The following is a 22,764-nucleotide window of genomic DNA, read 5'->3' on the forward strand; positions in this document are numbered from 1 at the left end:
TCCCGTTTTTTAATCACAATTAAAGTATATTTTATGAACAAATTTATTTTATTCATTATTCTGATTTTATCAGGATTTGGCTATGCTGTAAAGGCACAAAATGTAAATGATTATTTGGAAACCAATGTCACTTTCCCAGCTAATTATAAGATTGGGGATTTTATTGAATTTGCATCAGCAAAACCGCTCTCGGCCGGTGCATCGGCTTATTATGAAGTATCAATAACCTATACGAGAGGTAATATGGCCGCAGCAGCGACACATATAGTTTCTTCCTCCCATGCAAATAGTCCAAGCTGGCAGGAGGCCGGTCGGGTCAACAATAACGTATATACAACAGGTGCCGTAAATTTCACGATAGACCATAATCCTAACACAAAAGCTTTTCGTGTTAGAGCGATCGAAACTTTTGGTGTTACAGCGCCTTTAGTTGTATATATCAAAATACGTTCTATTAATTTTAACACTGGTTTCAATACTTATCTAACAACAGGAAATGAGCCTAATTTAGTAAAAAGGCTACCTATGACATACGATTGGGATTTGGTTGTTGGCAACACTTTTACTTCTTCAGAAGGTATTCTAGCCATCAAGGCTGCTTCTAACGGCAATGTTGGCATAGGTACAGCCAATCCTACAGAAAAACTAGCTGTGAATGGAACAATTCGTGCTAAAGAGATCAAGGTTGAAGCCAATCCATGGCCTGACTATGTCTTCAATGACGATCATCAACTGATGCCCCTGGATTCACTTGCAAGTTTTGTAAAAGAAAATAAGCATTTACCAAATATAGCTCCTGCAAAATCTGTTGAGGAGAATGGTGTCGCCTTGGGGGAGCTGAACCGTCAGTTACTACAGAAAATTGAGGAAATGACGCTGTACTTAATTGATCAAAGTCGAGAAATCAAAAGTTTGAAAAATGAAATTCAGGCTTTGAAAACGCAACAACGTTAATTGTTCCAAACAAATATAAATCTTAGTGCGAATAGTAAACTTCAATAAACTATTCGCACTAATTCATTTGAGACAACTATCCTTAAAATAACTTCACAATATCTACAAAAGCTGTTGTCACGCCATAGTTGTAAGGTCATCGTTAATGATTTTTAAATGAATACACTTTATGAGACAGTTTCAAGAAAAAAAAGCAATCAATCAAGGTTATCTAGGTTCAAATATCCGATTGCTAAATTTACATTTGTTTTCGAGCGATACTAATGAGTCAAATTAGTGTCACACGAACAAAATTGCTTCCTATTGAAGAAATCGTTTGCTCCAAGCCGATATCGCATATAACAGCTTTACCGAGATCAAAATCCCACGCCTACAATTTAGAATTCAACTTCAATTCCCTGGTGAAGGTCATAGAATTCTATGAGTGTCTCCTCTAACTAAGTAAAGATCCTAAAAGATAAATTAAAACAACCAAGCCCAATCTTATACTAGATTGGACCTAGTTGTTTTTTGGATCTCCTTCATAAATTTTCTTTATCATCATTTTTCAAAAAAATTTAATAACTGTTAGGCCGTAAGAACTTTTCATTGAAATTCCAATTTTCAATTTAATATTTAAAACTAGCTATCAATACATGTAATTTGACTCGATCTCCGGCGCCATAAAACACATAAACATTTACTTGAAATACGATTACCTTGTGAAGTTTAAAAATATCACTTCAAAAGATATAGCTTGGCAACAAATTTTAGATGATTTTATTTTCTATTTCCATTCCAATCTGTTACGCTTACTTGATAAATTGAATGCCATTTCTCAATAAAAAAGCTATATTTTGCATATCGCTAGAGATTAAATTTTTCAATTTTTCCACCTCCCGTTGAAATCCATTTGAAGAAAAACTTATACCCAATTTATAATGCGGTGAGAACAGTTCATTTATCAAAACTATACCTTTATTCCCATCCTCTCTTAACCTCATTTTAGTAAGACTATTAGGAGGGATTCCAAAATTTATTCCATTTAACTCTTTTAGCTGTTCAATATTCTCAACAGCTGGTGACAATTTAAAAATATTCAAATATATCTGAATCCATCTATCGTCCCGATTTATATAAACATTAAGATTTTCTAATATTGAATTATTCAATAAACGACCGATTTCAAAAATATAACAGTTTATTCCAGCATTCCAGCCAAACCAGGAAGTGCTGAATGTAGATCTTTTAAACCCCTGTTTTTCGAGCTTTGGCAGACCTTCTTCCATGAAGATTTTTTTTCTTATAACTAAAAGCTCTTTTTTCGACACGTTGTATGTTAATCCCATTTATCTATTATTTTGTGAACCTACTCCTGCGCCTGCACCAGTCGTCACAGCTCTAGCTGAATTACCCAATCCTTTACTGGTTGTCCTATCAACAATCAAGCCTCCTGCCGTCTGAACATTACCTTCTGCAGCCACTTGATTAGGAGTCAAAGAAGATGTATTAAATTTACTTTCAACCGTCAATTCTTTACGCGTAAATACGTTTTTCATTTTATGATCGTATTTAGCCACCTGAACACGTCCCGTGGCTGTCGCTCGTCCTGTATCAACGTTTGCCTTACCTTTACTCACGTAACCTTTAGCAGCATATTTAATTTTAGTTACATACTCTCTCTATTTTCTTTTGCCTAGTTTGAAAAGCAGCTATGTCACTATCTATTTTTTGATTTGGTTACTTTCAATTATCATTCTCAAATGCTGATATTATTTCCATCGGGATCTTTGATGATAGGCTTGTGAAGTTCGTACCATCTTTTTACAAAACGATCAATATTTGTCATATCTGATTTGACCAGATGTTTTAATCTTTGACGTTTGTATTCATAACCAGATTTAGTGAAATAGCATTTTATATCATAGGATGGTGAAAAAAGCATATGATACAGTGGTGAACCTTTATAATCGTCACATCTTAATTGCATATACTTATTCTTATTATTAATTGTCATATAAAATGGCATTCCATCAGTTCCTTTCATAGAAATAAGTGAATCAATTTTAGGAACTAGTTTGAATGCGCAGATGTAAAAACATATATTATTTTCATTTTTATTAATTGTCACATAAAGCATTTCTAAATAAGTATTTTCAGTAAGACGACAAAAATTGTAGTTAAATTCTTGGTGAGCCGGATCAAATTCTCCATTGGAATCATTATTGAATACTGACATTTCAAAACCATTTTTCAATAGCGATGGAATACCAACTTCTTTAAAAATATCGTTTCTGTCTTTTAGTAACTGCTTTTTTGATAGTTCAAAAAAATAATCCATATTAAAATCATCTATTTGTTTGAGCGCTAGCCTCCCCAGCGCTACCTACAATAGCTCCTCGAGCGGCCTCGCCTAGACGTATACTTGTTGTTCTATCGTTAAATTTACATTTGTTTTCGAGCAATACTAAAGAATCAAATTAGTGTTCATACCAAGAAAAATTGCTCTCTATTGAAGAAATCACCTGCTCCAAGTGGATATCCCATATAACACCTTTACCGATATCAAAATCCGATTTCCATAAATAGCATACTTTCTAAAAAAGCGCTCTCAGAGACGGGAAGATCATCAATACTATCGCTTATTAAGTTATTATAACTATCAAAAAGTCTTAAATTATCAATTTTAACATGTATAATGTTTTGCTCATCAATCCCCTTTTCAATCGCAAGAACTGTAACGTTATAATCATATTCATTGACCCTAGTTTTATAAGTCCAAATTTGTTCCTGATTTTATAGTTTTCATATTAATATTATTCTCCTTCGGCAACCAAGTCATCCGTATCTTAGAAAAAAACAAATAATTTTATCTATTTATAATATCATCATTCGAAAAAGAAAAAGCTATTCGAGCACTTTATATCGAAAGATTTCAAAATCTATTTCAGTTTGAGTCTTTCTACCCAAACGTTTGGTCTGCCTAAATAGTGATCTTTTATTCGATCTTCGACATGGTTAGCTTCCCAAACAGCGGCTCGTTCTAAATTAGCGCATTCTCCTTTTGCAGCAGGTGTAACTTCTCCCGTATTAGGGTCATATAAATCACATTTATTAAAATTATAAGGATCCTGTATAAATTTCATTGGTTGGATAAGTAAATCGTGTCTAATTGGAAGCTTTCCTATCTTTTTCCACACCCCCTTTGTGACGACATCATCATATACCGCTATTATAAAAAGCACCTTACATTCGAGAAGATAATTTAAATCTTTTATCTTATCTTTTGACTTATAGTCAAAAAAAGCATATCCCAGCCCCTTTAATAATATCTGAGCATAAATGAAATACTCATTCTCTATATTAATCTCTAATATAGCACCTTCCGTTATTCTTTGTCTTTTCATTTCAATTTTAAAGCTTCCTGCATGTATTTTTGTAATCTTTTATTATGGGGACTTATACCATTAATGCGATTTCCTGACGTCCCTCCCACTGATTTAGCCCCACCGCTATTTGTTATATTTATCTGCTCTCGTACCCTATTATCATCAGAGTTTGTAAAGGTTTTATCCAAATAAGCTGGTCCATGAGTTTCATTCATATGATGGTTTTTGTCCCTTTTGGCTATGTTTTTTTCAGGGGTATTAGTCCCACTCGTCCTACCTGAATACTTTCCGTGTTTTTTAGGATCTAACGCACCTTTAAAATAAGTTTGAAACGTTTTCTTGGCCTCAGTACTTACTTTCTTAACAACTTCCTTTTTAACTGCTTGATAAAGAACTTTCGAAACAGGTTGACTTTGCTGCTCGCCAGGCAGTGAATTTGTTACTATTGATGTATTGTAACTATCGTATGCCTGTTGAATTTTTGCAGCGTCTCCTGCAAGATCCCTTGTTGGAGCGACAGCTGGTTGAGATGTTGTCAAATATCCCTATTATTAAAATAATTGGCACTATCGGCACTCTTCCTTCGGGATCAATAAACCGTATAGGATTATCAAAGGCGTAGTTATATAGGGAATATCTCCGCATCTTCTCCGCCATAGGATCCACCACATTCCACCGTCCTATCTCCGCATCATAGAATCTTGCTCCGTAGTCTAATTGCCCCTCCAATATATAAGAACTTCCCAAAGTATGCGTACCGCTATTTAGGTCAGCCTGCATCTCTTTGCCATTATAAAGATACTTGTTATCGATACTCGTTGCAATACTCTTCGTCTTCCCAAATGGATAATAATCCTGCTTTTGCATTACTGCCGCAGTTGGCACCGTAGCGGTACCTCCTTTTTTCAATACTACTCGTACATTACCCAAGTGGTCCGTCAGATTGTAGTAATAGCTATATGCCCCCGAACTGTTCAACAGAAAACCATCCTCAGTACCAATTCGTTCAATGACCGGACTACCAGTTCCAGTCTTACTGTATTCTATTCCTCCGATTTATAACTGTTTTTAAGTATCAGAGCCAGAGCTCCGTCTTTATAATGTTTTCTGGTTGTGGATACTACTTCATCAACAAAATTATAGCTGTTGGTGGTAAGATCTACTCCGCCCAGTTGATGCTCCTTTACGATCTTACTTATTCTCGCCTTATTATCGTAGTATGTCGCCACGGTCAGAAATTTACTGGTTCCCAATATACTCGTCGCAGTCACCGTAGGCAGCCCTCTTGTATGCTGACTTTCGCCGGCGGTCCCATTTGGTAGGGTAAAATATGTGCTGTAAGGATTCAGCGAGGCATTACCGAGTACTGCATAGTCATCGTAATAACTGACAGTAAAAATAGTAGTTCCACTGGTTGGCATCGTAATGTTTGTATATCACTTTGTAGCTGTCCCCAAAAGCAAGATACAGGCGATACTCAGATAAAACAACAACGCTCAATCCAATAAAGAATGAGCGCCGATACAAAGATAAAGATTTATTCCTCTATAATTTTTATCTCAAAGGTACCATTCGGCTCTTTTCTATAAGCAAAAAAGCCAGGCTCCATATCAGAAAGAGACAACAGCCCCTCATCTATGTACAATATCTCTTCCATAGAAATAACTTTATAGTCCGATTCTTTAACCGCTCTTTCACTAATAAATTCCCACATTCCATCCTCTAAATGATGATACACTCTAGATATTTGATCCGTCTTATTCAAGACAAATGATGTTGTCAAAACTGCCTCGTTGGGATCAGAAAAATAGTTAATTAACTCCATTACAAATTGTTGCTTGACTTTTTTAAATTTTCTTCCTTTGATATAAGCCTCTGGTTTGAGTTTGAATTTGTACCGCCGTTTTTACGAGACTTTTTATGATCCACTTCCGCTTGATTCATATCTGCTTTCTCGCCTTTCTTAGTTCGTGATGGCGGATTTAGTTTCCGGCCATCTCCATCGCTTACAAGTTCTCCGTCATTCTGCCTTTTATTTTCCTCCAATATCCTTCTACGTTGAGCTCTTGTTGTCTTATTACCCTCTCCAACTACTCTTGGCTCCTTCAAATGAGAATAGTCACCTTTCTTTATATTAGAATTTTGACCATCTCCACCACTGTTATCACCTGTATTCTTATTCGAATTAAGCATCATAGGATTCAATGGAATATTATTTCTTGTCCCATCTCTTCTGGCAAAGAAATCTTTCCCCACGAATTTATCTCGATTAGACACAACAACTGCACTCGCTAATACTACAGTGCCCGTTGTAATAACCTGTCTTATTGTAAGGCCTTCTAATATCGGTATTATGAAAGGACAAATAGGACAATTTCCATCAGGATCCGTTAGATTTGTTGGATTATTCCAACTATATCCATATGGGCTTTTATCAATCTGATTCATGTGGCCTGCTAATTTGTCCACCACATTCCACCGTCCTATCTCCGCATCATAGAATCTTGCTCCGTAGTCCAATTGCCCCTCAAGTATATAAGAACTTCCCAAAGTATGCGTACCGCCATTTAGGTCAGCCTGCATCTCTTTGCCATTATAAAGATACTTATTATCGATACTCGTTGCAATACTCTTCGTCTTCCCAAATGGATAATAATCCTGCTTTTGCATTACTGCCGCAGTTGGCACGGTAGCTGTGCCTTCTTTCTTCAATACTATACGTACATTACCCAAGTGGTCCGTCAGATTGTAGTAATAGCTATATGCCCCCGAACTGTTCAACAGAAAACCATCCTCAGTACCAATTCGTTCAATGACCGGACTACCAGTTCCAGTCTTACTGTATTCTATTCCTCCGATATAATCCCGTTGCGCATTGATTCCTCCTACATCCGACGTTCGGCTTAGTTTTGTTCCAAGGGCATCATAGGTGTAAGAGATAGTCTTTCCTCCTCCACTAACTGTTTTAGGAAGGTTCAGCTGATTGTAGCTCAATAGCATACCAGTACGGTCCTTGGTTGCATTCCCGTTCAGATCATAGGTAAACGATCCTGACAGACCTCCCGACAATGTATTCAACCGATTACTTTTATTGCTATTGTTATAACCATACGTGATAGCTGTACCATTGTCCCGGATCAGTGTCCGGATATTGCCCATATCGTCATATTCTAGAGCCTCACTCATCACTGTTCCCGAACTTACACCACTCTTTAACCTGTTTAGGACATCATAGCTGTAGTTAAAAGTACTACTTGTGGTAGCGGAATATCCCCACAGTTGCTGAGCGATATTACCATTGTACTGCGCATTTGCAAGCACTGTGTTTCCGTTGACATTATAGTTCAGTAATGAGGTGAACTGCGCCGAACTGGCTTTGGTCTGCCAGCCACGTTCGTTGTAGGCATAAGCTATGCTGGTCATAAAATTACCACCGCCATTCTCACTGTGAAGTGATTTGGTCGTAAGCTGGCCAATCTCGTTATAAGACAGTTTACTTTGGATAACCTCTGTTTGACTATTCACCTTTTTCCTTATCTGAACTAGACGCCCCTGATGGTCATAATCATTGCCCGTTGCAAGAGTAACAGCAGTCCCGGTTGCTGGAGTGTGTACCCTCGTAATTTTGACAAGTTGATCCGTAAAATTGTATTCATTTGTGACGATATCGTTACCGCCAAGATGGTTTGTGCTACTTACTCGCACAATCCGGCCCTGATCATCGTAATCATTGACAGTCCATAACCATTTTGCGGGGCTTGAATCGAGTACAAGCACCTTATTGGCTACGGGTAGACTCTGTGTCCTGATACTATAAGCACTATGGTCTGTAAATGGCAAACCTGGTATGGAAGTATAATCATCATAATAATTAACTGCCTGAACGGTAATATTACTTATATTCTGTGGAATCGTATTGTTAGTATATCCTTCCATCGTCGTGCCACGCTGTTCCCATAAAGCCCCTGTAAAGGATGACAGTGTTGACTGTAGGCTACTTTGGTTATCACCCGTATGTCCTTTTTCTATTCCGGTCAATACTACCCTGCCCTGTGCATCATATTTGGTAAAACTCCATTCCCCACGTGCTAACTGTTCAGCGTCACGTGTGAACACGACCTGATCATTATTGTTATACACAAAATATTCCCATCCTTTTCCAGGTATTTTTTTCTTAACAACCCGTTTTCGAACATCATACTTGTAGGCATAAATCAGCTCAAAAAAATCTCCGTTAACTGTTTCGGAAAATGTGGTTTCAGTAAATCCTGGCGGCAGTACATAGCGAAGATCACCAAAATCATCGTAAACATAGTATGTATTTAATGCTTTGGCTTCTGTTTCCCAAATTCGCTTAAGAACCACACGGTCCTCAAAATCCTTAAATTCCTCTACTGTCCCTTCTTTGGATGGAGAAAGTCCAGTTCCATTTTTATTGATCCAGTTTTCGTCCTTCAACACAGTTTTGTAAAGCCTTCCTGCAGCGTAATAAGTTGATGTAGCACCATTATTTGTGCTGTTGATAGTCCACAAGCGGACATCGTCGACACCGTTGGTACCATATTCCGTAACTATAGTACGCCCTTCATTCGCAGCTGAAGGAACAGTATTGCGATTAGCTGCAGGTTGCCAAGCTGTACCTGGAGCTCCTTGTTGTTGCACACGATTCAAAGGGCTACTTTCAAATACGGCAACAGCATAGGGATTACCTGTCTTCATCACTGTGAGATCCCATCCACCACCTACTTTGTAAAAATCAGCTTGGGTAGTCTTCGCTGCACTCCTAAAACTTCCGTTGCCAGATAGTTCTGCATAAGGTAAATATTTTGTATTTTCCCTACCAAGTCCATCGTATTCAATATGTTGAACAATATCCTTATAAGTCGGACTCGCCATTAGCTGTACAGTTTGTACTGCACGGCCCAGCCCGTCAAAATATTGCACTGTTTGATTTTCATCACCAATAGTACGTTGCGTATTAAGATTTGCGGTTGTCACTCCTGGACTTCGGAAAGTCCTTGTCAATATATAATTTTGTCCAGCCGTAGGGGTGCTAAGAATATTTTGAAAACCAGCTATGCTAATTGTGACAGACTTATTTGATTGAACTGGGATATGAAAGCCATCTTGTAAGGTAATACTCTTAAGCGCCTGAATAGAGGTCTGACCACTGTAAGCGCTTAGCGATATATTATCTGAAAGTGTCTGTCCGTAACTACCAACTACGATTATTAAAGATAATATGGTTAAAAAGTTCTTTTTCATAATTTCTTACAATGTAAAATTAAGGTTGTACCACTGGTGCAGAAGGGCTTACAACCTCTACATAATTATAATCGTAAACACTCTTTATATGATGATTATCGTCTTCGATTGACTTCAATCTGTTGAATTCGTCAAAGAAAAAATAACTAGTTTCCGCACTGGGTGATATTATGCTGCGTACACCTATTCCTGGATAATACGTGTAGGTTGTGACGGAAGCGTCCTGAGGATATATACGTACATCGTCAATTCCGTTTGGAGCAGCAATAGTGATGTTGCCCGTATAGGCCTGCTTCATATATTTCCAAACTCCGTTTTGAAATAGCCAATATTCAAGCGTATATGATTTATTATTCGGGCGTTGCCAAGATAGTGCATATGATCCAGAGAAATATTTGGCTCCTGAATGTGCATTTCCTGAAAGACCGTTTTCTTCAAACCCCTCATAAAACAGTTCATTTTCTTCCCCGTTTACAACTTGTCCAACAACCTCCATTCCAACTGAAGGGTATCCCACCAGCAAAGGATTCGATGCATAACCGTATTTATAAGAAGTGGAAGATCCTTGCTTCAACTTTTGTGTTATCAGCTGGCCGTTTGCATTGTAGGTAAAAATAACCCGATCAGAAAGCCTAGTGTCGCTTAACAGATTATTGAATAGTTGTCCTGTTTTAGATTCTGAATTCAGTGCAGTAATCACTCCATCAGGCTTAAATATTTTAATTGGTTTAAAAATGCTATTGTCATATTGAGTGACAGTCATATCCACAAGGGAGGAGTCTGAAGTTCGCTTTTTCCATATCTGTTCCTCAAGTACGACATTTCTCACATTTGCATTCAGGAAACCAGCTGAAATACTTCCAACGTAGTCTTCCGGATATTTATATTTGGATAGCAAAAGATTACCATCAGAGGTTGTGTTCCGTTGTAATTTTAGGTTTCTATGATTGTTATCATAGATATATTCCTTTGTATTTAGTATTGGCTCACCGGTTTCATAACTATACTCTCTTTCCTTGAAAAGGGACTTCCAGACCTGATAATGAACCCCTATTTCAGGATTGAAAGCATAAGGTGGTTCGGCAGATGGACCGCTCATCCCAAGTGTACCCTTTGTCTGTTCAACCCTTAAGAAATTGAATATAGTATCGTATTGAATTTTATAATCCATCTCCTTTTTGGTGAGTCGCACAAATTTATTGTTCACTTTGCGGTAGGTAACAACCGAATCCAGATCAGCATCGAGATTAAATACCCTGTCGTAATCCTTGTAGCTATAGCGTGTCTTTAAGGTATCTGTTCCTTTTACCTGTAGTTCGTCGACCACACTATAATAATAGGTTTGCCCGAAAGCACCGGATGAAGCTATTGAAGAACTATAGATTATTCCCGGCATAATCGTAACCGTAGGTGATCCATTCTCCCATACGAGCTGGGTATAGCCTTTGGCTGAAAAATTCGGCCGCATATCCGACCCGCTAGAATATCCCAAGGCATTTAGATATTTATATTCTTTCCGCATTTTTTGCCCAATCAAAGGATCAACTTCTATAGTTTTCATTCTTAATCCCGAGGTTTTCTCGCCAACAATCAGTTCTGTGCCAGGGTTTTTGTAATTAAATTCACATTTTACATACTCTTCCTTCACATCATTCTCTACCCTAGCCTCATATTCGCCTGGGAGGAGACGAATATTCCAATTGTAACCTGCGCCGTCAGACTCCAGTCCTAATTTGATAGAATTCTGCAACGTCAAACCATCTCCGCCTTCTATCAAATAGATATATAGATCAGGCACATTGTTTCTTGCTATATTGTCGCCATAAGGTGAGTATGCTTTGCGCTGAATAAAAAATGTGATATCTTGTGCTTGCTGAATCACAAAACGCTTCCGTATAGGGGGCATGTTTTCATCAAAGAAACCTCCTGCCTGTAATTGGACGCCTGTAAAGACGTCTTTATATTTCAGTCCAAGTCCTTTATCATTCAGTTCATATTCAATGTGAGTATTACCGCCCGTCGGATATACAACACGCTGAAGTGCTCCCATGACTGTGCCCTCTAGTGTAGAAGAGCGATCCGGGCCATTAGTGTAATAAATATTGGGAACCAAGGTGCCTATAAAATCACCACGTCCAGTGTAATAACCATTAACATCCACGTTGGCCCACAATTTTGTGGGGTAATTTACTTCTTCATCATAATAGTAAAATACGTGCATATTTTTCTTAAGTGCATCGATTTCCGCGGGTGTCATTAAGTTTTCAGATTTCGACAATTCAATAATAGATTTTAGTTTTAGGTATTTATTCCCACTGGATGTTCCAGAACCAAAATAACCGTATTTGAATTTATAACCTTTTAAGAAAACTCCAGCAGAATTTGAGATATCGATACCTCCCAACATCCAGGAGCTTCCAGATACTGTCCGAAGATCCTCGCGTACATCCCCAGGTTTTAAATTTATAGTGTAGTCAGGAGTCACTATGGACGATAACCTTAGTGCATTCACTCGAGAGGCAAATGTCGAAGAAATTGGAGACAAAACTGAGTTGTAAGCATAGGGCATCTCAAATTTTGTATAGGTTTGCGATATTGCTCCACCTTGCTCGATCTGTCCATCAGACGAATATTTAAATAAAATGGCTGTTTTGCCAGAACGGCTCTCAATTTTGGTCAGATAATAAGTCGAATTATAATTGGGTAAAGTATACGATTCTCCATTGACTTTATGAGAAGTCGACTCATAGGAACCAAAACTATATCGGGTACCATCTTCTGTAATAATGGTATAACCTGTACTCCCCCCTGTAATCTTAAATTTATTATTTGGCATACAATAAAATTTGCCTTTATAAGCGATAAATCTACCGCTATAACCAGCAAAACTATATTCATAGACGTCGGGTTCAGTATCATAATTACCATTGATCACAGCAAGCATAAATTGTTCCGTCGGATTAACATTAATATTCGACTGAACATAGCTATCTTTATAATTACTTCCAGATGCATCAGTATCATCTAAATGACCAAACGGGATTCTTGAGATCGATCCTCCGGCGATTAGATTCCAGCCCATTCCTGAAGAGCCCACCTGCTGGTTAGGTTTGAAGCCATCGTAACTATAATTTAAAGAGATAGGCAGCTTTATTTCATCATTACCAGCATCAAATAGTGGAATTGAGAGGTTAACCGTTCCCTTAGCAAAATTATTACCTACATTTGTGTATGCCAAAAGACTCGCTGCATTTGGTGAAGGCGGCACAACGTCTGTTCTCAACATCTGTTTATATCCTTCTCCTGACGGTGTGCTTTTTGCTGTCTGCTGGGAATATAAGCCAATAGGGACGGCAAATACGAAGATCAAAGAAACTAATAGTGAAAAAATATTTCTATTCACACTATAAAATACACCGCAAGCATAATTACGCTGAGTTAACAAGAATTTTCTTTTCATAAAACACGGTTAATATTCGAGAGAATTTACGTAAAAATAAATCCTTAATATCAAATATAAATAATATCTGATAATTTCAAAACAAAAACAAACAAACGATTCAAAAATATCAACGGAGATTATCGACGGTATAAACTCAACATCTCCAAAAATATTTATTTACACAAAAAAAATATATCAAAGAAATTTTGATTCTAATTTCCTTACTATAGATTAACCTACACTAAAGACAATTACTAAAAAAACTGAATTCAACAGGTTAAAGCCAAAATTTCGGATTAAATTATTATCTATCGAGCAACAACATTCGGCAATTTAAATTCTCATCATCGCTACATTTCGTACACGTATAGTAAACACAAGACAGGAAGCCCTTTCAAGACGACAGCAATTCTATTTATTCAATTGATTTTATTTTCTTCTCCAACGCTTCTATCCGCTTATCCTTATCAATCATATGAAGAGTCAGTTCCTCTATCTTTTGAAGCAAAATTCTATTCATTTCCCCTAAAGAGAGTCCATGTTCTTCAACCTCAGTAGCCTTTGGCACCCCAGGTAGGTGCTTATTCTTTTCGATAAATGCGGCAGTTTCCTTTAATGTTGGCAATTGATAACTTTCGGCAAATACATAGTCTGGCCAATTGGCTGTTTCCACTTTAATTTCCTGAGCGCGTATCTTTCCTTTAACAGACAATTTCTCTGTTGGAGCATCTGTTCCAATGCCCACATTGCCCGCAGACGTCCATTTTCCTCCCGGAAGTGTAACCTCTCCCCTAAAGCTATTTTTATAAATGGCATCCGCCACCATCGTACCAGTAAAAGGCTCATCTACAATTGTCCAGCCTTGATAATAAGTAGGCTTATTCAACCCTGAATGTGCATTGATATAGAATTTCTGATGATAAACTTTATCAGAGAAATAAATAACTACTAAATTGTTCTCATTGGCTATCTGAATTGTAGGCGTATGTGAACCTGAAGAGGAAATATTTGGCATATGAATATATGGACCGTTCGCATTGTTAAATATATAAAAACAGAGGTGCAGGTCCAAAGTCGACGAAAGTCCATAACTATACCCCTTAATTTCAAGAGAAATCATATCAGCTCCGGACGAAAAAGGAATATTTGTCTTTATTTTCAAACCATTTACGGGAGTAACACTCGTATGATAGCGAACAATATCTGGAAATACTTGCGCTTGTATTCGGTTCATCCCGAATAACATTAATAATGATAATAGGACCGCAACCTTAGAAAACAACATATTTTCCAAAACGTTACTCAAATAGATAGCTTTCTGTTTCATAATTGATCAATGTTGGTAATGATTGAATTTATGGTCTATAGTTATATTTATCTCTCCAACTTTTTCAAACGCTCGAGCACATTGCTCAAAATTTCATCTTGCTTTTCGATCTTCTTATCCTTTTCTATCAAATGCAAAGTCAATTCCTCCACCTTCTGCATCAGTATCTTATTCATTTCCCCTAGAGAAAGCCCATTTTCCTCAACTTCAGTGGCTTTGGGCACTCCTGGCAAATGCTTGTTCTTCTCAATAAATTCCGATGTTTCTTTCAGGGTTGGTAACTGATATTCATCGTTAAATACATAATCTGGCCAATTGGCTGTTTCCACCTTGACTTCCTGCGCGCGGATTTTTCCGTTTACAGACAATTTTTCCTTCGGTACATCGGTTCCAATGCCTACATTACCGGCCGTATTTTCTACCAAAATCTTTCGCCAGATTCCCCAGCCTGCAGCTAGCGTGCCCGTACGGTAGTAAATCCCCTTTGAGTTGGAGAAGGCCATTTCATGTGCAGGACCTCCGGAATCATCAGACCAGCCTCTGAGACCAACAAGTGTATGATATGTAGCATCGGGAAGTCCGACAGATGTGCCCATTTTAAAATCTGACTTTAAGGATCTAACATAATCACCAGGCGCTGTAGCGACGCTACGCGTATCTGGAATAACTAAATAAGTTGATTGACTTTTCGATATGAACGGAATGCAAAAAAGCAATAAAGCACCCAATTTCAATAGATTTTCTTTTCTCATAATTTTTAAATTTTATTGATTAAAAGATTACTTTCTGTTTATTAATTTTTCAACAATCTCTTCCAACTTTTCCAGTCTCTTGTCTTGATTTTCGATTTTCTTATCCTTTTCTATAAGATGTAACGTTAATTCCTCCACCTTCTGCATCAAGATCTTATTCATTTCACCCAAGGACAGTCCATTTTCCTCAACTTCAGTGGCTTTGGGCACTCCTGGCAAGTGCTTGTTCTTATCGATAAATTCTGCTGTTTCTTTCAGAGTTGGTAACTGATACCCATCGGTAAATACATAGTCTGGCCAATCCGCAGCTGCAGTTGTTACTCTAATCTCTTGGGCAAGAATTTTACCATTGACAGACAGCCTCTCAGTTGGCTTTAACGTACCAATGCCTACGTTTCCATTGGATAGCATAACATGGGTATCTGTACTTTTCAATCCAAAATAAACACCGCCAGTTCCATCGACTCCACTTCCATTCCAATCGGTTTGTAATCGAATCGTATTTTTTAAATCTGATCCTCCTGCTCTTATCTGAATTTGAGATAAATCCCAACCACCTGCAAGTTCATAATGAATTGATCGCGAAGTCGGTGACCAATTCCCAACACCTGAATAGATTCCCTGGGGTGTTATTTCAGCAGCTCTTTGGCCATCATCAGTAATCCAATTTTTCTTCGAGCGAACTTCGCCGTTTATATGCAAAAGTGACGATGGATTGGTAACTCCAATTCCGACATTTCCAGTAGTTGGAAAAACATTAGTTTGCTGTGCATAGGCTATTTGAGCAAAAGAGACTATTCCTAGAATAGCAGTACAATTCAATAAAAAAACTTTCATATAATATTATTAATCTAGCTTATTTCGGGAATAACTCTTTACCTCTCCAATTTCACCTTAAATCCCACTTCTCCTTCAATTACTTTACGTTCGTTGGCCGACACTCTCCTATTGTCAAATTTTAAAGTCACCGTGCTCAGATAGCCCAAAGTATTGATCTTTTCAAGCTCGGCAACGGAAGCGACTATAGACCGATAGTCTCCCTTTAAGGTTAAGCTCTTGGATTTGACAGCAGCACTATCCACCTGCATAGCATTCTTAGGAAGATTATTGAAATAGACCTGAATACGCGGTGAATTAATCGCCCGGCTTGCTTCTGAAAGGAAATTATCGTTCCAGGTTGCCGAGTCACTTTGATACACTTTACTCAGGCTATCCAAAACTTTACTCTTCCGTGTAAAATCAAACTGTGTACTATTACTGATGTCATTGCCGATCAGACTATTCAAACGTGTATTTTCACGATAGGCCAGATAGGTCTTTTGGAAGGCCAAAAACCATGCAAGCACCAGGAGAGTCCCGGCACCCGCAAACAGCAGCTTATTGCGTTTTTTATAATCAATTTCCTTCCACTTTATCATTGTAGTTTATCTTTATGGTAAAGGCATCCATCGTTTCGTCCTGTTGCTTGTTGCCATATTCCTCAATACTGACCTTTGCGATCCAGGGATTATTCTTGAGTTCACGCAGCCACAGATTGAGCATTTCCAAAGTTGGACTATTCCCTTTAATGATGATCTGGTCAGCCTGTTGGATCACTGTATTCCCGAGTCCTTTTGATTGCGGATTGACCTGGATCTGTGCCAGGCTGATCTGCGTAAACTGCCGGATGGAATAGCCGATCTGATCCAGTAGCCAGGCTTTGGAAACACCACCATTCCAACCTAGTTCTGCCAATAGCTGCTCATTGCTCTTTATTCCCCCTTCTAACTTTCCTAAATCCTGCACCGTGCTCTGTTGACTACTTACCCGATCTCCCAAGGCCATATTTTCCTGATAATAATGACTAAATAAGAACGTGTTCACCAACAGCAAAAGAAAAAAAACAGCAACTAGTATCACCAAGTTCACTTTGAACTTTTGTTTTTCGAGCCAGCTTTGACGTTGTTCTTCAACTTCGGGAATAAACAGCCCATACTCTGGGATATAATCGGCCATCAAAGTTGAAAAAGCAGTTGCATAAGCGGTCACATACTGCGGTTTAATCGGGTTATCGCCAATTTTTAAGGCAAATCGGCTCTCGAACTCCTGCCCATACCGATATTCTTGCCATTGTTTGTTTTCAGCACCGATCCGTATGGAATGTCCGTCAAAAGTGTAAGCATCACCATAACTATTGATCTGACCAAGTATCGCGTCCAGCACAAAGGGACCAACAAACACTTTGATAACCTGATATCCGCTAACAGCAAATCTGTCGATCATCTCCACAATATAATCCTTTCGCACAAAAGCCACCCATTGCTTTGATTCTCCTTGCAACTGCCCATGATAAAAACGATCCGCATCATAGCTGGGGAATATAGACTTCAACCGCTCCTCATCCAGATCCATCGGTGTAGTCTCTTTGATAAGGATCTGTCTCGAATCAAGGTGAAGTGCAACAGGTGTATCTTTGTACTTGTTGTTTGTGATAAGTTCCCAGTCGTCTACCTCCCAGGTATCTTCAATTTCAAGTTGGTCTTTTTCCAACTTGACCTTGCAACAACGAATGGAAAGACCGGCAGAATCCTGTCGAAGAGAAACGCCGACACAAGTATGTAATTGATATTTTTCCTTGATCCTGTTTAACATGGATTAATACAATATCGTTGGTTTAATAAAGACGACTGAGACAACCTTCTGTGTGGTCTTCTCCCGGCTGCTAAATAGCCATTTCAAAATAGGAATACGGGATAAAAGTGGTAACCCTCTCCCACTATTACTATTTTCAGTACGCTCAATTCCACCTAATACAATCATATCTTCGTTACGGGCACGAATAATTGACTCAAATTTACTGTTGGATGTTGGCGGTGGTTGATTATCTTTTGGTGTTCCAATAAAGTCAGAAATATTTACTTTAATCTTCATGGTAATCTGATCATCCCCCGAAACAACCGGCGTTATGTCGATGGCCAGATCCGCATCAACCTTGTTAAATTGAGAGGTAAAGACATTTGTATTTGTTAATCCGGGAAATACGTTTTGTGTTTTGATTTCATAGTACCGTGTACTGCCTATACTTAATGTCGCCTTATGCCCATTTAGGGTTGAAAGTTTAGGTACAGATCTAATTTCTACGTTTTTATTCTCCTCCAAGGCCTGTAGACGCACATAAAAATTAGGGGTTACACGCCCGAGATTAAAGGAATTGTTCTTTCCGAGCTGAGAAAGAAAACGGTTAATAGATCCGGAACCAAAGGTAAAGCCATCAGAAAGGCTACCCCCTACTTTAGGAGAAATGGAGTCGACTCCCATTTTGATCCCTGTTTTAATGGTATTCCCTTTTTGTATGTCCAACATCGTCACCTCAATCAATACCATCGGTACTAATTTATCCAGCTGCTTCACATAAGTTTCAATTTCACGGATCTGTGGTCCCGATCCCGAAAGCAATAACATATTCTGCTCCTTAAATTCTTTGATCTCAACGTCTTTCCGCCAATCCATCGGAATCATCATCATGATGGTATCGATCGACCGGTGTTGCAGCTGCACGATCTTACTATCACGTAGCCCTTCGTTGCGACGGTTTCCAATTAAATAGGTATCCTTGTCCATCCGGAAGGTATACGGTGTTCCCTGAAAAATAGAGGTCAGAAACTGGTCAAAAGAAATATCCTTCACATTGGTCGTAATATTTCCGTCAATCTGGCTATAGATAAAATAATTAACGTTAGCTTCCTCGGAAGCACGTTTAATCAATTCGATAATTGGCGTATTGGTTGCCTGAATTGTGAAACGCTTTCCTCTACCCTCTTCCGTTTTTCCATAAAGGGCGTAGTTACCTGGCTGCCCGCCACCCATACCCGGATTCATTCCATTCGCTCCATTTGCAGGATTACTTACATTGTCCGGTCTAAAACGAACATCTGTCTGCCGGTCGTCATTGATAAACAGTTCCTCTCCGGGTATCAAGGATTCAAATACATACACATTATCATTGGTCTTGCGGTATTTCAACCCATTTACATAGGCTAACTTTTCCAATGCCGTTTCAAATGGCGCTTCAGCCATAAATCCCGTCACCGTCTTCTGGAGCAAGGGTGTGGGCACGATTAAGTTTTTACCCGAAAGTGAACTGATCCTTTGTGCCACTTTGCCCAAGGGGTCATTCTGCAGTTCATAGCCTAGTCCATCGCTTGATGTATTGTACTGTACCTTGATATCCTTCTCGATCTGAACAGGTTGGGGCTCCGGTAATTTTTTGATCGTCATAATCGAACCGATCACATCGATATCTAGACTATACGTTTTCGCTAGAAATAGCAGTACGTTTTTAGCGGTTTCGCCTGTAAAGTTATTGACGATGGAAAAACTCAACGTAGGATCCACATTGATATTCAGGTCATTGGACTGCGCGAGAGCCCGTAGAAATTCCTGCGCCGTAACGCCCGAAACGGAAAGTTTCACCTTCTTTTGTAATCCAGGTACCGTCCCTGCCAATGCTTCAAGCCGTTGTTCCACGCGCGCATAGTTTTCTGTCGCATTTTGAGCAAAAGTGCTGATGCTAAAAGACAGTAATAGCAATAAGGTTAAATATAATGTTCTCAAACTCATCATCAATAATTGAATAGTAATGGATAGATTTCCTCTATCGTTGTTTCCCCGGCAGCGAAAAGCTCAAATGCATTTTCGCCAAGTGTTTTTATTTTTCGTTCTTTTAGTTGCTCGTCCACCCGCATATTCCCTTTTTTGATCTCGTCCACCAGCCCCTGATCCATCGGAATAATCTCATAGACCGCTTTTCGCCCTTTAAAACCTGTAAAATAACAAGATGCGCAACCCACGGCAACTGCATGCCTATGCACCGTAAAATAAGGTTTAAATTGTCTGGGGTATAGATCGGCTGTCAGCTCCTCCTCCCGTTTACAATTGGGGCAAAGCGTACGCACCAAACGCTGAGCTACAGAAGTATTCAGGGTATTCGCGATCAAAAAATTGGGAATACCCATATCGATCAAACGCGATACCGTTCCCCATGCAGAATTCGTGTGAATGGTAGACAATACCAAGTGTCCCGTTAGAGCTGCCCGAATGGCCATATTGGCGGTATCGGGATCACGGATCTCCCCCACCATAATAATATCCGGATCCTGACGCAAGAACGTACGCAGTGCAGCACCAAAGCTCAGCCCGATATTTTCCTTGAGCTGCACCTGGTTGATACCCTCCAGTGTATACTCGATAGGGTCTTCGATGGTCAGAATATTATTTGTGGTCTTATTTAAGTGTTTTAATGTAGCGTATAAGGTAGTTGTCTTACCCGAACCAGTAGGTCCGCTGATCAGCAAAATACCATTGGGCTTTTTCACTCCGTGGAGGTAATTTTCATAATCCTCCGGAGACATCCCCAATTTATCCAGTTGGATATTGGTGGCATTATTGTTCAGCAGACGCAGTACCACCTTTTCCCCGTGAAGAGTGGGTAGCACCGATACACGGATATCAAACTGATCCTGATTACGTCTGTAATGAATACGCCCATCTTGTGGCAGACGTTTTTCGGCAATATCCAGATTGGACATGATCTTGATCTTATTGATCAAAGCCGGATAATCTCCTCTTTTTAGCACATAACGCTCTACCATCATTCCATCGATACGAACGCGTACACGACAGCGGTTTTCATAAGTTTCGATATGAATATCACTGCTTTTGAGCTGTTTTGCTTCGTAGATTAAATTATCAAGAAAATCTGCATTGAAGACTAGATTTTTGACAGCTTCATTTCCTTCCGACTGTTTTTCGCCAAAGTAATGCTTATTGAGCCACTCTTCGATCTGGGCCGATGAAGTAATCTCCAGGATAATATGCTCATCAAAGAGAATAGCCAACTCATTCTCCAGTCCGGAAAGGTCCGTGGACCGATCTGTATAAAAATGAATTTCCTTACTATTCCGGTCAAATGGAATAATACGGTAGTGCCATGCGATATCCCGGGAGATTGCATGCAGTATTTCTGTTGAAAAATGATAACCTGTCCCCACAATGCTTCTTTGTTAATAATTCGGTATACTTTTCTATGCTATGACATAAACGATTGACCGATCAAATCCCAATCAATCCAATTCATCCGTTCGGCAATAAAATACCCTAAAAAAAGTAAAGCCTGGCAACCAGCCAGTGGAATACCTTTTTGCGGATTCCGCCAATTTTTGTTGACCATAGCAACCAACAATGCGGTGATTAAACTGACGATGTGGAAAAGAAAAAAGTTCAGAAAGGGCATATACAACAATATACAGAGCAAAAATGCAATATCCCCCCAGCCCAGCTTTCGATCCATGATCCGTCCCCATTGCCCTTCTTTGATTCTGAAATAGACCAGAATGGCACCCATCTGAAAAGTCAAAAACAAGATATTGGCCAAGATATCCGGATAAGAGTCCAGCCAATAATTTTCTGTCAACTTAAGTCCCAAAAGCAGTATGGCTAGTAAAAGAAAGAGAACAATGCTTACAGCGCGTTGTTTAAAATCCTGATAAGCTATACCGATTAAAAGAACAGCAATGGATATGGTCCACCACATCTTAATCTGCGGTAACCTCTTTTAGGTTTTTATCTTGGTCTATTTCCCACACATTGAACTTGCCGTCGCCATTGAAATCCACTACAGCAGTTGCTCTTCCTAGAAAAGTGTTCTGATCAGCGCGCACAATTTCGATGCGGTAGTTGGCTTTTCCGTCTTTCCCGTCAGTACTCAATTTCTCCTGCACAAAACCGATCTCATCCAGATTGCCACTGTATTTGGACTTTTCGAAAAAATAATTTTTCTCCAGAGTCTGCAAATGTTGGAGCTGTACTTTGGCTTCGGTGCTTTTGGCTTTGGTAATCAATGGCATCAAGTTAGGTAACGCCAACAACACCAGTATACCGATAATCACCATAACCACAAGGATTTCCGTGAGACTATAGGCCTTTAACCGCTTTTTATAAAATCTTTTCATAACAATTTCTTTCCCAAGTTAATTTAATCAGCGCTAATATAAATATTTTCGTTTAACTCTGACAGTACTTCTATCCTACTATTGGAGATTCTTTTGAACTTTTGATTCGGAATTTTTTAATTATTTAAGTCTTAGTAGTTGGAAAATAGTTCTCTGAATAGATAAGAGTGTAATTTTTTACATGTTGCGGTTGTTTTCTCTTTCTTCGCCGATAAACTCCCTTCTAAAATACTACCTCCAACTTTTGCTTTAAGAAGCCCACCTTGTACTCCTGCTTTGAAAGGATATACTGAACCTTTTAGAGCAGGTTCAAAATTAAAAGAAATAAAACCATTAAAATAAATAAAAACGGACCTGAAGGTTCTCAGATTAATAGTTAAATTGTCAAAACTGTCTGACAAAAGTTTCAAAATCTCCATTCAACTGCAAATTAAGCACATTTGCACCTGCACAAATCATCAAATTACAAAAATTAATCTTTACAAGGCCATATTATAATTTTGAAATCTTAAATTAATTTCTTTGATTCTATTTAGTTGTTTCATTAATTCAACACAAGATGAATCATAAATAAATAATTCCAATGTTGAAATTGCCAAAATGTCAATTATTACATTTTCAATATCTTGTATCTTAACATTTGTCATTTGTAAAGTATTTAATGGAC

At 38.7% G+C, this 22,764-nt stretch carries 22 protein-coding genes; 1 reads left to right on the forward strand and 21 read right to left on the reverse strand.

All coding sequences use genetic code 11. The features are described from left to right. Positions 1–33: 33 nt before the first annotated feature. The gene (locus A9970_RS12640; RefSeq protein WP_182982532.1) at positions 34–954 is read left to right on the forward strand and encodes a hypothetical protein; all 921 of its coding nucleotides are present in this window, start codon (positions 34–36) and stop codon (positions 952–954) included. Between the two features lie 791 nt (positions 955–1,745). Here A9970_RS12640 and A9970_RS12645 read toward each other — a convergent pair. The 21 genes from A9970_RS12645 to A9970_RS28485 form a co-directional block, all read right to left on the reverse strand. Continuing rightward, positions 1,746–2,222, reverse strand: coding sequence for a hypothetical protein (locus A9970_RS12645; RefSeq protein ID WP_182982533.1), 477 nt, complete (start codon positions 2,220–2,222; stop codon positions 1,746–1,748). Between the two features lie 60 nt (positions 2,223–2,282). Further along, positions 2,283–2,573 (reverse strand): hypothetical protein, encoded by a 291-nt coding sequence (locus A9970_RS12650; RefSeq protein WP_112375250.1) that lies wholly within the window; start codon positions 2,571–2,573, stop codon positions 2,283–2,285. 119 nt (positions 2,574–2,692) lie between these two features. After that, a complete protein-coding gene (locus A9970_RS12655) occupies positions 2,693–3,274 on the reverse strand; it encodes a hypothetical protein (protein ID WP_120336696.1) in 582 nt (193 codons plus the stop codon). A gap of 601 nt (positions 3,275–3,875) precedes the next feature. Further along, a complete protein-coding gene (locus A9970_RS12660; RefSeq protein WP_120336697.1) occupies positions 3,876–4,340 on the reverse strand; it encodes an immunity 26/phosphotriesterase HocA family protein in 465 nt (154 codons plus the stop codon). Beyond that, entirely contained in the window at positions 4,337–4,861 is a 525-nt protein-coding gene (locus A9970_RS12665; protein WP_182982534.1) for a hypothetical protein, read from the reverse strand. The genes A9970_RS12660 and A9970_RS12665 overlap by 4 nt, the downstream gene beginning before the upstream one ends. Continuing rightward, entirely contained in the window at positions 4,782–5,300 is a 519-nt protein-coding gene (locus tag A9970_RS12670; protein WP_259655386.1) for an RHS repeat-associated core domain-containing protein, read from the reverse strand. The genes A9970_RS12665 and A9970_RS12670 overlap by 80 nt, the downstream gene beginning before the upstream one ends. A gap of 65 nt (positions 5,301–5,365) precedes the next feature. After that, positions 5,366–5,743, reverse strand: coding sequence for a hypothetical protein (locus A9970_RS12675; protein ID WP_120336699.1), 378 nt, complete (start codon positions 5,741–5,743; stop codon positions 5,366–5,368). A 116-nt stretch (positions 5,744–5,859) separates the two neighbouring features. Further along, positions 5,860–6,147 carry a hypothetical protein gene (locus A9970_RS12680; protein WP_120336700.1) on the reverse strand — a complete coding sequence of 96 codons (288 nt, stop codon included), beginning with the start codon at positions 6,145–6,147 and terminating at the stop codon, positions 5,860–5,862. Next, positions 6,147–9,587 carry a DUF6443 domain-containing protein gene (locus A9970_RS12685; RefSeq protein ID WP_182982535.1) on the reverse strand — a complete coding sequence of 1,147 codons (3,441 nt, stop codon included), beginning with the start codon at positions 9,585–9,587 and terminating at the stop codon, positions 6,147–6,149. The genes A9970_RS12680 and A9970_RS12685 overlap by 1 nt, the downstream gene beginning before the upstream one ends. Positions 9,588–9,606: 19 nt before the next feature. Then, on the reverse strand, positions 9,607–13,047 hold the full coding sequence (locus A9970_RS12690; protein WP_182982536.1) for a hypothetical protein: 3,441 nt from the start codon (positions 13,045–13,047) through the stop codon (positions 9,607–9,609). Positions 13,048–13,444: 397 nt separating this feature from the next. Further along, positions 13,445–14,356 (reverse strand): hypothetical protein, encoded by a 912-nt coding sequence (locus A9970_RS12695; protein ID WP_259655387.1) that lies wholly within the window; start codon positions 14,354–14,356, stop codon positions 13,445–13,447. A gap of 47 nt (positions 14,357–14,403) precedes the next feature. Further along, the gene (locus tag A9970_RS12700; RefSeq protein WP_182982537.1) at positions 14,404–15,108 is read right to left on the reverse strand and encodes a hypothetical protein; all 705 of its coding nucleotides are present in this window, start codon (positions 15,106–15,108) and stop codon (positions 14,404–14,406) included. A 27-nt stretch (positions 15,109–15,135) separates the two neighbouring features. Next, the gene (locus tag A9970_RS12705) at positions 15,136–15,945 is read right to left on the reverse strand and encodes a hypothetical protein (protein ID WP_182982538.1); all 810 of its coding nucleotides are present in this window, start codon (positions 15,943–15,945) and stop codon (positions 15,136–15,138) included. Positions 15,946–15,983: 38 nt separating this feature from the next. Beyond that, positions 15,984–16,526 (reverse strand): hypothetical protein, encoded by a 543-nt coding sequence (locus A9970_RS12710; protein ID WP_182982539.1) that lies wholly within the window; start codon positions 16,524–16,526, stop codon positions 15,984–15,986. After that, positions 16,504–17,739: a hypothetical protein gene (locus tag A9970_RS12715; RefSeq protein ID WP_182982540.1), complete on the reverse strand. Its 1,236-nt coding sequence runs from the start codon at positions 17,737–17,739 to the stop codon at positions 16,504–16,506. Before A9970_RS12715 ends, A9970_RS12710 begins: the two co-directional genes overlap by 23 nt. 3 nt (positions 17,740–17,742) lie before the next feature. Continuing rightward, positions 17,743–19,710, reverse strand: coding sequence for a secretin and TonB N-terminal domain-containing protein (locus tag A9970_RS12720; protein WP_259655388.1), 1,968 nt, complete (start codon positions 19,708–19,710; stop codon positions 17,743–17,745). Then, positions 19,710–21,137 carry a GspE/PulE family protein gene (locus A9970_RS12725; protein WP_310889287.1) on the reverse strand — a complete coding sequence of 476 codons (1,428 nt, stop codon included), beginning with the start codon at positions 21,135–21,137 and terminating at the stop codon, positions 19,710–19,712. The genes A9970_RS12720 and A9970_RS12725 overlap by 1 nt, the downstream gene beginning before the upstream one ends. Before the next feature lie 38 nt (positions 21,138–21,175). Further along, positions 21,176–21,679, reverse strand: a complete 504-nt coding sequence (locus A9970_RS12730) for a hypothetical protein (RefSeq protein ID WP_182982541.1) — start codon at positions 21,677–21,679, stop codon at positions 21,176–21,178. A gap of 1 nt (position 21,680) precedes the next feature. Continuing rightward, a complete protein-coding gene (locus A9970_RS12735) occupies positions 21,681–22,097 on the reverse strand; it encodes a type IV pilin protein (protein ID WP_112375240.1) in 417 nt (138 codons plus the stop codon). Between the two features lie 131 nt (positions 22,098–22,228). After that, a complete protein-coding gene (locus A9970_RS12740) occupies positions 22,229–22,516 on the reverse strand; it encodes a hypothetical protein (protein WP_182982542.1) in 288 nt (95 codons plus the stop codon). 60 nt (positions 22,517–22,576) lie between these two features. Further along, positions 22,577–22,764: hypothetical protein (locus A9970_RS28485; protein WP_220801598.1), on the reverse strand; the 188-nt coding region annotated here is incomplete at its 5' end.

Source organism: Sphingobacterium sp. UME9 (assembly GCF_014170215.1).
Lineage (GTDB): Bacteria > Bacteroidota > Bacteroidia > Sphingobacteriales > Sphingobacteriaceae > Sphingobacterium > Sphingobacterium paramultivorum.

Coding starts and splice junctions, on each gene's coding strand:
- A9970_RS12715 (WP_182982540.1), bottom strand. CDS start 17,739: ATGTTAAACAGGATCAAGGAAAAATATCAATTACATACTTGTGTCGGC.
- A9970_RS12640 (WP_182982532.1), top strand. CDS start 34: ATGAACAAATTTATTTTATTCATTATTCTGATTTTATCAGGATTTGGC.
- A9970_RS12740 (WP_182982542.1), bottom strand. CDS start 22,516: ATGGAGATTTTGAAACTTTTGTCAGACAGTTTTGACAATTTAACTATT.
- A9970_RS12685 (WP_182982535.1), bottom strand. CDS start 9,587: ATGAAAAAGAACTTTTTAACCATATTATCTTTAATAATCGTAGTTGGT.
- A9970_RS12700 (WP_182982537.1), bottom strand. CDS start 15,108: ATGAGAAAAGAAAATCTATTGAAATTGGGTGCTTTATTGCTTTTTTGC.
- A9970_RS12705 (WP_182982538.1), bottom strand. CDS start 15,945: ATGAAAGTTTTTTTATTGAATTGTACTGCTATTCTAGGAATAGTCTCT.
- A9970_RS12720 (WP_259655388.1), bottom strand. CDS start 19,710: ATGATGAGTTTGAGAACATTATATTTAACCTTATTGCTATTACTGTCT.
- A9970_RS12675 (WP_120336699.1), bottom strand. CDS start 5,743: ATGCCAACCAGTGGAACTACTATTTTTACTGTCAGTTATTACGATGAC.
- A9970_RS12660 (WP_120336697.1), bottom strand. CDS start 4,340: ATGAAAAGACAAAGAATAACGGAAGGTGCTATATTAGAGATTAATATA.
- A9970_RS12655 (WP_120336696.1), bottom strand. CDS start 3,274: ATGGATTATTTTTTTGAACTATCAAAAAAGCAGTTACTAAAAGACAGA.
- A9970_RS12690 (WP_182982536.1), bottom strand. CDS start 13,047: ATGAAAAGAAAATTCTTGTTAACTCAGCGTAATTATGCTTGCGGTGTA.
- A9970_RS12645 (WP_182982533.1), bottom strand. CDS start 2,222: ATGGAAGAAGGTCTGCCAAAGCTCGAAAAACAGGGGTTTAAAAGATCT.
- A9970_RS12730 (WP_182982541.1), bottom strand. CDS start 21,679: ATGTGGTGGACCATATCCATTGCTGTTCTTTTAATCGGTATAGCTTAT.
- A9970_RS12710 (WP_182982539.1), bottom strand. CDS start 16,526: ATGATAAAGTGGAAGGAAATTGATTATAAAAAACGCAATAAGCTGCTG.
- A9970_RS12735 (WP_112375240.1), bottom strand. CDS start 22,097: ATGAAAAGATTTTATAAAAAGCGGTTAAAGGCCTATAGTCTCACGGAA.
- A9970_RS12680 (WP_120336700.1), bottom strand. CDS start 6,147: ATGGAGTTAATTAACTATTTTTCTGATCCCAACGAGGCAGTTTTGACA.
- A9970_RS12695 (WP_259655387.1), bottom strand. CDS start 14,356: ATGAAACAGAAAGCTATCTATTTGAGTAACGTTTTGGAAAATATGTTG.